Source organism: Paenibacillus septentrionalis (assembly GCF_042659865.1).
GTDB classification, from domain to species: domain Bacteria; phylum Bacillota; class Bacilli; order Paenibacillales; family Paenibacillaceae; genus Pristimantibacillus; species Pristimantibacillus septentrionalis.
Genome location: NZ_JBHSTE010000007.1, coordinates 171,489 through 184,697, shown reverse-complemented (window position 1 = coordinate 184,697; position 13,209 = coordinate 171,489). Strand labels below are relative to the sequence as shown.

Sequence of the window (13,209 nt, the reverse complement as noted above, 5' to 3'; positions counted from 1 at the left end):
GATAGATTGGAGAATAATGATGCAAACTAGTGAAAATATTCATCCTGATAAACAGCTATCGCTTGGCGATCAAGATAAGCTATGGACACCTGGAGCAATTACAGATGTGAAAGTATTTGAGGAAGGCGCCTATATATTCGAGACGGAAAAAGCAGCCATTATGCTGCAGCCGGTGAACGAGCACATTATCCGTGTAAAGCTAATGACAGCATCAGAGCGCAGTCTTAAAACGACGCTTGCTGTTCAGCAGGAAGCATTTAGCAGCATACCTGCAGAGTTGCAAGACAATGAGAGCTCCTACACGTTGAAGCTTCCAGCAGCATCTGTAGTGATTCATAAGCAAAATGCTTGCATCGATGTCTATAATGAGAACGGTGAGCTCGTTTCAAGCGATGTTGGACTTTATTCTACAGCTAGAGGAAAGTATGGCTGCAGAAAACAGAACGAGAAGCATTCACATATCTATGGCTTGGGAGAAAAAACAAGCTTTCTAGATAAAGCAGGCGAAAAATATGATATGTGGAATTCAGATGTTTTTGATCCGCATGTTCCGGAAATCGAATGCTTATATGTATCTATTCCATTTTTCATCCATTTCAATTATGAAAAGGCTCCGTATGGTATTTTTCTTGATAATCCAGGAAGAACGTCCTTTGATTTTAGATCCTCTGCTGAAACGTACAGCTTTGAGGTACAATCTGGAGAGCTGGACTACTATGTCATACTAGGGAGCTCAGTTAAAGATATCGTATCCCGCTATAGTTCATTGACTGGACGTATGGACCTTCCACCTGCTTGGGCGATTGGATATCATCAGTCAAGATATAGCTATATGAGTCAGGAAGAGGTAATCGCTCTCGCGCATACCTTTAAGGAAAAGCATATACCTGTTGATGCCATTCATCTGGATATCCATTATATGGATGAATATCGCGTCTTTACCTTTGATCCGAAGCGTTTCCCTAACCCGAGAAAAATGCTTGATGAATTAAACGAATTAGGCATTCGCATCGTACCAATTGTCGATCCAGGCGTGAAAAAGGACCCTGACTACAAGCAGTATCAGGATGGGATCCATAATGATTACTTCTGCAAAAAGATAGAAGGTGATCTGTTTTTTGGAGATGTATGGCCAGGAAAGAGTGCCTTCCCTGATTTTACAGAGGAAGAGGTTCGTCAGTGGTGGGGTGAACAGCATCGTTATTATACGGAGCTGGGCATTCACGGAATATGGAATGATATGAATGAGCCAGCTGTATTTAATGAAACGAAAACGATGGATCTCGATGTCGTGCATCGTAATGACGGTGATCCTAGAACGCATGGCGAATTGCATAATCTATACGGCATGTTAATGTCAATGGCAACTCAGCAAGGGCTGAAGGAACAACTATCTGGCAGCCGCCCATTTGTACTGACTCGTGCAGGCTACGCGGGTGTTCAAAAATATGCGGCAACGTGGACAGGAGACAATCGAAGCTTTTGGGAGCATCTTGCCATGTCTATTCCGATGGTGCTTAATCTAGGCTTATCTGGACAACCGTTTGCTGGGCCAGATATCGGAGGTTTCGCTCATCATGCTTCACCAGAGCTTTTGGCACGTTGGACACAGGCTGGAGTCTTCTTCCCATATTGTCGTAACCACAGTGTGCTTGATTCAATTCGTCAGGAGCCTTGGGCATTTGGAGAAGAAGTCGAGAAAATTTGTCAGACATATATTCGCATGCGATATCAGTTTATGCCATACCTGTACACACAATTCTATGAAGCTCATAAAACTGGGCTTCCAATTATGAGACCGTTACTCATGGAGTATCCTGAAGACCGTAACGTATATAATCTATGCGATCAGTTTTTAGTAGGTACAGATCTGCTCGTAGCACCAATCTTGCGACCAAGCACGACGGCGCGCGCTGTTTATTTGCCAGCAGGTGAATGGATTGATTATTGGACGAATGAACATTATGAGGGTGGTCAGAACATACTGGCAGATGCGCCTCTTGATCGATTACCGCTATATATTCGAGCAGGTGCTGTCATCCCGACCTTAATGAGTGATGAATGGAAGCCTCAGTTGAAGGAAGGTGCTGTAGTCAAGCATGTCCTATACGCAGCAAAAGCAGGCAGCCAGTTGAGCAGCCAATGGTATGAAGATGATGCCAACACGTATGACTATGAACAGGGCAGCAGCAATCTTATGCAGTTTACAGCGGCCTTTGAACAAGCTTCATTAGCACTGGATGTACGATATTCCGCTAAAGGCTTGCCTAATCAGCGAGATACAGTAGAAATTGAAATTAAGGGATTGCCATTTGAGCCAACTCAAATCACAGTTGGTGAAGGTGATGCCGGCGGCTCATGCGAGTGGAATTATGATGCAGAGAAGCGTTCGATCGTGCTGTTGCTCACGAATGATTTTGATGCTGCGCACATGGTTATCTCATAATAAGCATTCATACGATAATACGTTTTCAAAGTGACCAGTTGCCTGTAATCGGCAACTGGTCATTTGCCAACTTAAGAAGGAGGGAATTCATTCATGTCTAATTTATCGCAGTCTAATGCAGGGGAAAGTCAAGCTGATTTTCCAGAATGGTCAAAGAGGTCTACAATATACGAAGTCAACATACGCCAATATACGCCAGAAGGAACCTTTGAAGCATTTGAAAAGCATCTTCCGCTGCTAAAGGAGCTTGGCGTAGATCTATTGTGGTTGATGCCTATTCATCCTATTTCTAAAGTAAAGAGAGTCGGCTCATTAGGCTCCTATTATGCGCCAGCTGACTTAAAAGCAGTCAATCCTGAGTTTGGAACGCTGGACGATTTCAAGCGTCTTGTTCATAAAGCACATGATTTAGGCTTCAAAGTACTGCTGGATTGGGTCGCGAACCATACGGGCTGGGATAGCGTCTGGATTGACAATAAAAGCTGGTATGTAACGGATGAGGTTGGAAATATTCAGTCACCATCGGAGTGGACTGATGTTGCCGAGCTGAATTTTAACAATTCAGACATGTGTCTTGCGATGATGGATGCCATGAAATTTTGGGTTTCTGAGGCGGACATAGACGGATACCGTGCAGATCATGCAGTTGGTGTTCCACTTCGCTTTTGGGAGGAAGCGCGTGTGGCGCTTGAAGCTATCAAGCCTGTCTACATGCTGGCAGAGGACAATACCAAATTTGACTTCTTAAAGAAAGCATTCCACGCCAATTATGGCTGGGATTTGTTTTACAATATTATGAAAGGAATCCCAAGTGGCGAAAAAGGCGCACAAGATATTAAACGTTATGTGGATCGAATAAAGCAGCAGTATCCGTTAGGCTCCTACCCGATGAACTTTATTACTAATCATGATACTAATTCATGGGAAGGAACAACAGCAGAGATGTTCGGTGAAGCAGAAAAAACGATGGCTGTGCTCTCTTTCACACTTCCGGGAATGCCACTCATTTATTCTGGACAAGAGATCGGGATTGATCAGCGATTAGAATTCTTTTATAAGGATGAGATTAATTGGACTGATACCAAGAATTTGAGACGATTCTATCAGAGGCTGATACAGCTGAAAAAACAAAATGCAGCACTTTATAATGGAAGCGCCGGAGGGGAAGTTAAATTTCTTGAAACCTCTGATTCACGGATTCTGGCCTTTCAGCGTGAGAAGGATGGCCAATGCGTCATTAGCGTGTTGAATCTTTCTAATGAAGAGGTATCAGGAACAGTTAATATGACGACCACTTCAAAGCTTTATGCTGTGCTGGATCCATCCGAGGTCACATTAAACCTACAGCATTCATTCGTACTTAATCCGTGGGACATTCACCTGTTTTCTTCAGTCACGCTTACAGATCAGGATTAGGCTTAGGAAGCCATAACAATAAATAAAATACATGTTACAATAAAAGCGTAGTTCACACGAACTGCGCTTTTTAACTTTGAATGACAGCTACCAAGCTGTCATTTATTTGTAAAGGGTGATACTAATATTATGAGCCTTATCTTTATCGTAGAGGATGATTTGAAAATCGCACAGCTGCTCAAAGCGAAGCTGGAACAATACTCCTATGAAGTAAAGCTGGCAGAAGATTTTCGACATATTAGTGAGGAAATTGTTAGGGCTGACCCTCATTTAATTTTGCTTGATATTAATTTGCCTTATTATGATGGATACTATTGGTGCAGACAAGTACGGAAAATATCCAATGTGCCGATCATTTTCATTTCAGCGCGTGAAGGCGAGATGGACCAGGTCATGGCGATAGAAAATGGCGGGGATGATTACATAACAAAACCAGTTCGGCTTGAGCTTCTCGTTGCAAAGGTGCGAGCCCAGCTTCGGCGCGCATATGGAGAATATGCTGCACCGTCTACCTATGCTTCAGATCGCTCCACTGACCTCGACAGCTTGAGCCAAGAGCAGCAGCAAAACGGCAGAATCGAGGTAGAGGGTCTTGTATTGTGGCTTAATCGCAATGAGCTTCACTATAAGCAGCAGCAAATCGACATTACACGCAATGAATTGCTGCTATTGGAATGTCTGCTCAATCGTTACGGTGAGGTAGTAGCACGAGACACGCTGCTGGAAACGTTATGGGACGACGTTCAGTTTGTCGATGATAATACGCTAACCGTGAACATGACAAGGCTGAGAAAGAAAATGAGCGAGCTTGGTCTGCCTGATGCGATTGAAACGATTCGCGGGCAAGGCTATAAGCTGAAGCTATAGCGAGGGTTAAAGATGAACAAACTGCTACTTTATATTCAGGATCGGTTCGGCAGCATAGTCGTAAAATGCATACTGGTTGGACTTGGTGTTTTGTTGTTTATGCTGGAGCGTTATCGTCATGCTGCCTTAATCGATCTGGCAAGCATGACGTATTATATTGTGTTGTCGCTCATTACCATTATCGTCTGGCATGTGGTCGAGTATATTCGCTATCGTCCGTACTATGCTTCGCTGGAGGAAGCGCTAAGCAACGATGGACCGCTTGAAGCGATCTATATTGTCCAGGATGAAATCAAGCGTGAGCAGCAGCTGATGAAGCAGCTATTAATCAATCAGCAGCGAAAATACAAAAGCCAGCTGCAAGAGCTCGAACGCAAGCGGGAGATCCAGCATCATTTCACACTGCAATGGGTGCATCAAATGAAAACGCCGCTTTCGGTGATCGATCTGCATCTGCAGCATGTAGATGAACAGCTGAAGCATGGAGCAGCTCTATCGCTAGCTGAGCAGGCTCAGCTTTATCGCAGTATGCATGAGGAGGCAGACAAGCTTCATAACGGGCTTGAGCTTATGTTGAATTCAGCGAGACTGGAAAAGCTGGAGCTTGACCTGCATGTGAGGCCGGTTGAGCTCCATTCTGTCGTTCGCGATGTCGTTAACCGCTATAAAAAGCTGTTTATTCAGCATTCGATTTTTCCGAAGCTTACGGGAGAGGCGACGGCTGCAACCGATCATAAATGGTTCGCCTTCATCATAAACCAGCTGCTGTCAAATGCGATCAAATTCAGCAAGCTTAAGGAAGGTACGAAGAGTCTTTATATTACGATCAAGCAGCAGGGGGATGAAACAAGTGTAACCATCAAGGATGAAGGTATCGGAATTGACAGCTCGGATATTAAGCGTGTGTTTGATCCCTTCTTCACAGGCAAAAATGGAAGAATATCTGGAGAATCTACTGGAATGGGCTTGTATTTGGCTAAACAGGTGTGCTTGCGATTAGGGCATACGCTGACCGTCAGCTCCAAGGAGCAGGAAGGGGCGGCATTTACACTTACAATAAAGGAGTCAGGCATTCATCGCTTGCAGGAAAGGTGACAACATTGTAAGGTTCGCTGAAAGGTAGATCGATTTCTGTACATAACCGCGCTCGTTATAATAAAGTCATAATCGTAACAGTAAAGGAGATATTGCAATGAGCGTGTTAAAAACGACTGGGCTAGGCAAGGTTTATGGCTCCACGAAAAATGTACTTTATACCGCATTGAAGGATGTAGATATCGAGGTTGAAAAGGGAGAATTCGTAGGCGTCATGGGTCCTTCGGGAAGCGGGAAAACGACACTGCTTAATATATTAGCAACAATTGATAAGCCTTCGAGCGGCAAGCTGGAGATTAACGGGATTGATCCAACGGTGCTTAATGATCATAAGCTGGCACTGTTTCGCCGAAGAGAGCTTGGCTTTGTCTTTCAGGATTTCAACTTGCTGGATGCGCTTAGCGTAAAAGAAAATATTATATTGCCGCTTGTGATGGAAGGCATGAAGCCTAAAAAGATTGAGGAGCGTCTGAAGCCAATTGTTGAAATGCTGCAAATTGAGCAGCTGCTTAATAAGCGAACCTACGAAATTTCGGGCGGTCAAAAGCAGCGTACTGCAATTGCTCGTGCGATCATTCATGAGCCGTCCTTATTGCTTGCCGATGAGCTGACTGGGAATCTTGATTCCAAATCAGCAAAGGATGTTATGGATACGTTGAAAAAAATGAATGAAGAGCTTGGCGCAACGATATTGATGGTTACGCATGATCCGTTTTCCGCAAGCTATTGTCAGCGCATTATATTTATTAAGGACGGTCAGCCCTTTACGCAAATCAATCGTGGCTCAAGCAGACAAGTATTTTTTCAGCAAATTTTGGATGTACAGAGCATGCTAGGAGGGGATTTCGATGACCTTTCGTTCCCTCGCGCTTAAAAATGTAAAGACCAATTGGCGTTCTTACAGCGCCTTTTTCCTAAGCAGCTTGTTTTCCGTAGCGATCTTTTACATTTACTATGCGTTTCTAGTTCACCCTGATGTTGTAAATGGACAAATGCTGGCAGCTAAACAAGTGCGTACCGGGATGGAGTTTTGTCTGTATTTGATTGCAATATTCAGCTTTGTTTTCATTTTATATTCGAGCGGATCGTTTCTAAAGTCTCGTAAAAAGGAGTTTGGCTTGTTTTCCTTATTCGGCATGACTCGAGGTCAGCTTCGCAAGCTCGTCTTTATTGAAAATATGCTGATCGGGCTGCTATCAACGCTTACAGGTATTGCAGCAGGAATTTTATTCAGCAAGCTGTTTTTTATGGGGCTGGGCGCATTGCTTAAGCTGGAAAGTCAAATTCGCTTTGTCGTTCCGTATCGTGCTGTAGCCTTTACGATTGTTGTGTTTATTAGCATTTTTCTTGTTATCACGCTATATACGACGATTCGAATGGGCAAAGGTCAAATTATCGAGCTGCTGCAGGCGTATAAGAAACCGAAAGGCAAGCTTGTGTTTTCGAAGTGGAAGGCTGTCGTTGGTTTTATTAGCTTGCTTAGCGGTTATGGCTTGGCGGTCACGATGAACCCGATGAATTTTGTTATTGTAGCGCTGCCTATTCTAGCGCTTGTCGTGGGTGGCACGTATTTGCTCTATTCTCAGCTGAGCATCGTAGTATTGAATATGCTTAAGCGCAATAAAAAGCTGTTCTACAACAAAACGAATATGCTTATTATTGGTCAACTCGGTTATAAAATTAAGGATAATGCACGTATTCTGTTCACGATCACGATTTTGAGTGCAGTTGTCATGACGGCTATGGGAACGATCTACGTCTTGCAGACGGCAGGGAAGGAGCAAGTTTTATCGGAGTCTCCCTACTCGATTGCTTGGATCGAAACCGAAAATGAGGATATTCCGCAACTGGACAGAGCAATGCTTGACCAGCTTATCGATAAGCACTCGCTTAAGGTAAGCGAGGAGATGGAGCTGAACGGTATGAGGCTTGAGCATTATACATTCACCATCAATGAAATCAATTATTCGTTCAGCAATGGCACCTTTAATGCCATGATTGTTCCGCAATCTGAATTTAACGAGAAAAATAAGGTCGGCGAACCAATTCATGTTTCTGGTGAAGAAGCCGTCGTCTCAGAGAAGTATTTAACGAATATGCTGAAAAACACGGGGAAGATTAAAGGCGCGCTTGGCGATCAGGAAGTTGAGCTTGCAGTTAAGGAAATCCGTACGGATATGATTATCAATGGGTTCAATGTGTGGAACTATCTTACGGTAATCGTTTCGGACGAGTATTATGAGCAGCTGCTTGGCACAACTCAAGCGCTAACCTTTTCTATAAAAGGCATTGAGTTTTCGAATTGGGAGAAAAGCATGCCGATGCTTGAGGAACTAAGGGAGGCTGCTCCTGAAGCTGAGCTTCAACAGGTTCACTATTATCGCAATATCAGCTACGAGCAATTCAGGCAATCAACGTCGCTTATGATCTTTATCGGTTTATTCATCTGCTTGCTGTTTTTCATCGCAGCGGGCTCGCTCATTTACTTTAAGCTGTTTACAGAGCGAGATGAGGATGTAGCAATGTTTAAAGGCTTGAATCGTGTCGGGATGACCTATAAGGAAATGAGGAAAATCGTTGTGTCACAAGTTGCGATAATCTTTTTCCTCCCGTGTCTGGTTGGGATTGTGCATGCATTGTTCGCCATGCTTGCGCTCGATAGCCTGATGACCCAATCCTACTGGATGTACGCCTTGGTGGTGTTTGGCATCTATGTAATTATGCAAACCTTCTACTTTATCATTGCAAGCAACAGCTATATGCAGAGCATCGGCAAAGGCTCGAAAATAGCTTCATAACGTGCAATAGGGCTGTTTATGATCGTAATGGTCATAAACAGCCCTATTATGCTAAGTGATATAGAAGCGATACGGATGTTAGGACTTGCCACTATTTGAGGAGGAGATGTAATGAAAGTGGCCTATCAGAACGGGTAACCATGAAGCGGCATTAGCGATTGCGAACGCCGGAAACTTGATAAACATACACATCCCCTGCACGATACTCCGAATTGGTTGAGCATGAGTAGCATAAGCCATTCGTCAAGTCCACCAGTGAGAGACGGTAGCCATGCTTAGCTCCAGTATCAATGCCGATTCTACATTCATCCACATACAATGATCCGGGATTGGCGCCGAGCTTAAAGGTCGGGGTATGGCCGAATACGATACGATGGCCCGCCGTTCCGCCAACGTCAGAATCTAGCTTGGCTCGCAATGAGGATAGCGGATGTCGCGTGAACGACTCGCGAATTTCCGTTAATTCACGTAAAGGATGCAGGCTAAGCTGCAAGCCTGGTCTGACTCCTGCGTGCACAAACAGATATCCGTTTGCTTTATAGTATGAAGGAAGCTTTCGAATAAAGCGTAAATATCGCAGGCGATGAGCTGCGCTTCCGCGTCTCAGTGTTGCCAGTTTGAGTTCATGATTGCCTGGTAATGCGACGGCTCCCTTGTCTACAAGCTGATGCACAGTATCGACGAGACGCCAAGTGATCGGTTCCCCAGCTTCAATAAAGTCCCCCAAAATGACAAGCTGATCCTTGCTCGCGTCGTACTGAGCGGCTTCAAGCAGTGAAAGGAAGCCTTGTCGATGTCCGTGAATGTCTGATATGGCCAGCAGCCGTCGTGTTGAGCGTCTTGCTGATCCATGCTGCACTGCATTCACTACCTTCTTTTAATAAGTTGAAGTCCTACACTTAATATATACGCATAGAGCATGTCACGACTCAGGCATATGTCTAGTTTTCATTATATTAGCCTGTCTTTTTTATAGGCTGATCCATTGTGCTTCGACCACTTCGTTTGCCACAATGGCGCAACGTATGGTATGTTGAAGCATATGTCATAGATTGGAGTTATCAGAATGAAATCATTAGTTTTAGCGGAAAAGCCAAGCGTAGCCAAGGAAATTGCGCGCGTGCTCGGCTGTAATAACAAATCCAAAAGCTATATAGAAGGTCCGAAATATATCGTGACGTGGGCGCTTGGTCATCTCGTTGAGCTAGCCGAGCCAGAGGCATACGACAAAAAATATAAAACCTGGGAACTTGAGGACTTACCGCTGCTGCCTCAGCGCATGAACATTCGAGTTATGCGGGAAACCTCTCATCAATTTAAGGCAATTGCAGCGCTTAGCAAGCGTTCAGATATTAAGGATCTTATTATTGCAACCGATGCTGGACGAGAAGGTGAGCTGGTTGCCCGCTGGATCATGGAGCTGATTCATTGGAAGAAACCGTTCTATCGTCTATGGATTTCTTCTCAAACCGATCAGGCGATTCGGGAAGGCTTCAGCAAGCTTAAGCCAGGCAAGGATTACAATAACCTCTATCGTTCAGCAGTTTGTCGCGCGGAAGCGGACTGGCTGATCGGTCTAAATATGACACGCGCACTTACGTGCAAATATAATGCTCAGCTTGCTGCTGGCCGGGTTCAGACGCCAACGCTGGCTATTATGATGGAGCGGGAGCAGGAAATTAATCAGTTCCAAGGTAAGCCTTATTGGCAGCTTGCGGCACAGTTTGCCGGCTTCTCAGCGATGTGGAAGCAGCAGCCGTCACATGATGGTCGGATATGGGGCAAGGAGCAGGCAGAGCAGCTGCATGCCCGCCTGAACACTGTTAAATCGATGACAGTCAGCTCGCTTAAAGTAACTGAGAAGCAGGAGCTGCATCCGCTTGCGTATGATTTGACGGAGCTGCAGCGTGATGCGAATAAAAAGCTTGGTTTTTCAGCGAAAATGACATCCAACGTGCTGCAAAAGCTGTACGAGCAGCATAAGCTCGTTACGTATCCGCGAACGGATTCGCGCTATCTGACAAGTGACATGGCTTCTACGCTGAAGCTAAGACTGGAACGCATCGCGACTGGACCTTACCGCGAGCACGCAAAGGCGATTCTGCGCAAGCCGCTTGTTATAACGAAGCGCATTGTTGATGACAGTAAAGTGAGTGACCACCATGCGATTATACCGACGGAGGAGCACGTCCAGCTGAATGCGTTAACAAGTGACGAGCGCCGCTTGTATGATCTCATCGTGCGTCGCTTTATGGCGCTGCTTTGCGGACCGTATCGCTACGATGAAACGAGTGTCGAATTTGCTGCTGATGGACAGCACTTTTATGCAAAGGGCAGAGTGGAGAAGGAAAAAGGCTGGCGTGAGGTATATACGATCTCTCGTGATGCTGATGAGCAGGAGGAAGAAATCGCACTGCTTCCAACGCTTGCAAAAGGCGATAGTGTGCCAGTCAAGGGCATTCAGTTGAAATCAGGCATGACAACACCTCCGCCGCGCTACACCGAGGCTTCGCTGCTGTCAGTGATGGAAAAGCACGGACTGGGAACACCTGCTACGCGCGCTGATATTATTGAGAAGCTGCTGTCCACCGAGACGATTGAACGTCGTGGCAATTCGCTGCATCCAACCTTGAAGGGCAAGCAGTTGATTGAGCTGGTCGTAGAAGAACTGAAAAGTCCTCAGTTGACCGCTAAGTGGGAGCAGCAGCTGGAGGATATTGCTCGTGGCCGCGGAGACGCCAAGCAATTTATGGCGAATATTAGGCAACAGGCAGAACAATGGGTCGCGCAGGTGAAGCGCGAGAACAAAGAGTATAAGCCTCATAATATGACGAACTCCCGCTGTCCGGAATGCGGAGAACCGCTGCTTGAAGTTAAGGGCAAGCAAGGTAAACGTTACGTATGCGCTAGTCGAGAATGCAATTATAAACGAATGGCTGAACCGATCAAAATTAATAAGCGCTGCCCGCAATGTCATAAAAAAATGGAGCTGCACGAAGGGAAAGCTGGCAAATACGCGCAATGTCGACCATGCAATGTCATTGAAAAGCTGGAGGACAAAGGAAATGCAAAGGTGAACCGCAGGGAAACGGCGAAGCTGCTTAAGCAATACAGCAAGGACGAAAGCGGAATTGGAAACAGTCTTGCTGATAAGCTGAAGGCGGCGTTGGAACAGAAAGATTAGCTGCACCTGCAACACATTATAGACCAGACTTGTAATCCGTTAGCTCGGAGAACAAGCCTGGTTTTTTGTTTTTCTATTAATCTCAAAAACTAGTAGACGATCGCACAAGAATTATAGCTGAGAAAAGCATAGACTAATAGTGTAAAAACAAGAATGATAGAAATGAAAGGAGTGGCTTATATGTCTTCGCATACAGGTCGCAAAATCGCAAGCAAGACCGTTAAGCAAGCTGCATTGCTATCTCATCCTGAAATTTCTTCTCATATTCCTCCCAGTAAAAGCTTTGGCTACGAAAATCTAAAGCAAATGCTGGGTACACATCATAAGGTATTTGTTAAGCCCATTGTAGGTACAGGCGGATTTGGTGTCATTCAGGTTAAAAAGCAGGCAAATGGATATGCCTTTCAGATCCGCAGCAGCGTATACCAGTATCAAAGCTTTGATGCGATGTTTCAACAGTTGAAAAAGAAAATGAGAAATCGTTCACATATGATTCAAAAGGGCATTGATCTGCTTACGATTGATGGTTGCCCGGTTGACTATCGTGTGAAATATGTATACGAGTACGGGAGATGGCGCTATCGTGCAATCGTTGGACGCAAGGCGAAGCGTGGACTCGCAGTTACGAACTTGACCCAGGGAGGAAAGCTGATGAAGGGAGCAGCGGCTATCGCTGCTACGCTTGGGAGTACTGCCGTTCAAAGCAAGAAAGCGGAGATGAGACGTTTGACAGAGCGTTGTACTGCCATATTGACAAGAAAATACCCGGGACTTACGCATCTAGGCTACGACTATGGTATTGATAAAAATGGCAAAATATGGTTATTTGAAGTCAATACAAATCCCCATTAGCAAATAGGAAAATAGTCTTATAGGGTGATAGTCTATATTAATAGAAAAATAGTTTCTATTAATTATTTTTATAGGACTGCTGGATTAACAGGCTGTGGATAACTGTATCCACATTATACCGTTAGAAATTCGTGGAAAAATGACGAATATACACAGTGTTTACACAGAATATCCACAAAGCTTTGTTGATAATGGCAACTCTTGTCGGATAATCAATTAGATGCTAGTATTGGAGTAATCCAATAATTAGGAGGTGGTTGTAGTGCGAACGCTAAATGATGAGCAAATGAAAGAGCTATATGTAGAAGCAGTAACTAAAAATATTGATAGTGATTTTATTCAGCTGATCGTTATAGAGCTACAACGACGAGGGCTCGCTACTGTCTTGCCTAAATCCAAATTGACGGAGCACCAATATACAGCATAACACAAAACGTACCCTATTGGCAGCAACTTTAATTACTGGTATTGGTAAGGTTAGAATGTCGATATAGATAAAATCTCATGTGGGGCTATTCTGCGCGATTGCAGAATAGCCTTCTTCTTTTTTT

At 44.7% G+C, this 13,209-nt stretch carries 10 protein-coding genes; 9 read left to right on the top strand and 1 reads right to left on the bottom strand.

All coding sequences use genetic code 11. The annotated features are described in order from the left end of the window. The first annotated feature begins 19 nt into the window (after positions 1-19). The 6 genes from ACFP56_RS19060 (at position 20) to ACFP56_RS19035 (ending at position 8,622) form a co-directional block, all read left to right on the top strand. On the top strand, positions 20-2,446 hold the full coding sequence (locus ACFP56_RS19060; protein ID WP_379237565.1) for a glycoside hydrolase family 31 protein: 2,427 nt from the start codon (positions 20-22) through the stop codon (positions 2,444-2,446). Between the two features lie 93 nt (positions 2,447-2,539). Then, positions 2,540-3,862, top strand: a complete 1,323-nt coding sequence (locus ACFP56_RS19055) for an alpha-amylase family glycosyl hydrolase (RefSeq protein ID WP_379237563.1) — start codon at positions 2,540-2,542, stop codon at positions 3,860-3,862. A 129-nt stretch (positions 3,863-3,991) separates the two neighbouring features. After that, entirely contained in the window at positions 3,992-4,729 is a 738-nt protein-coding gene (locus tag ACFP56_RS19050) for a response regulator transcription factor (protein WP_379237561.1), read from the top strand. 12 nt (positions 4,730-4,741) lie between these two features. After that, positions 4,742-5,824: a sensor histidine kinase gene (locus ACFP56_RS19045; RefSeq protein WP_379237559.1), complete on the top strand. Its 1,083-nt coding sequence runs from the start codon at positions 4,742-4,744 to the stop codon at positions 5,822-5,824. 97 nt (positions 5,825-5,921) lie between these two features. Then, positions 5,922-6,698: an ABC transporter ATP-binding protein gene (locus ACFP56_RS19040; RefSeq protein ID WP_379237557.1), complete on the top strand. Its 777-nt coding sequence runs from the start codon at positions 5,922-5,924 to the stop codon at positions 6,696-6,698. Next, on the top strand, positions 6,673-8,622 hold the full coding sequence (locus tag ACFP56_RS19035) for an FtsX-like permease family protein (protein ID WP_379237555.1): 1,950 nt from the start codon (positions 6,673-6,675) through the stop codon (positions 8,620-8,622). Before ACFP56_RS19040 ends, ACFP56_RS19035 begins: the two co-directional genes overlap by 26 nt. Positions 8,623-8,773: 151 nt before the next feature. On the opposite strand, the gene ACFP56_RS19030 is transcribed toward ACFP56_RS19035, so the two are convergent. Further along, entirely contained in the window at positions 8,774-9,481 is a 708-nt protein-coding gene (locus ACFP56_RS19030; protein WP_379237553.1) for a metallophosphoesterase, read from the bottom strand. A 207-nt stretch (positions 9,482-9,688) separates the two neighbouring features. Here ACFP56_RS19030 and ACFP56_RS19025 point away from each other — a divergent pair, with 207 nt between their 5' ends. The 3 genes from ACFP56_RS19025 to sda all read left to right on the top strand — a co-directional run bounded on the left by ACFP56_RS19025 (position 9,689) and on the right by sda (position 13,085). Next, on the top strand, positions 9,689-11,806 hold the full coding sequence (locus ACFP56_RS19025) for a DNA topoisomerase III (RefSeq protein WP_379237551.1): 2,118 nt from the start codon (positions 9,689-9,691) through the stop codon (positions 11,804-11,806). 180 nt (positions 11,807-11,986) lie between these two features. Continuing rightward, on the top strand, positions 11,987-12,658 hold the full coding sequence (locus ACFP56_RS19020) for a YheC/YheD family protein (RefSeq protein WP_379237549.1): 672 nt from the start codon (positions 11,987-11,989) through the stop codon (positions 12,656-12,658). 262 nt (positions 12,659-12,920) lie between these two features. Then, on the top strand, positions 12,921-13,085 hold the full coding sequence (gene sda, locus ACFP56_RS19015; RefSeq protein WP_379237547.1) for a sporulation histidine kinase inhibitor Sda: 165 nt from the start codon (positions 12,921-12,923) through the stop codon (positions 13,083-13,085). Positions 13,086-13,209: the final 124 nt, after the last annotated feature.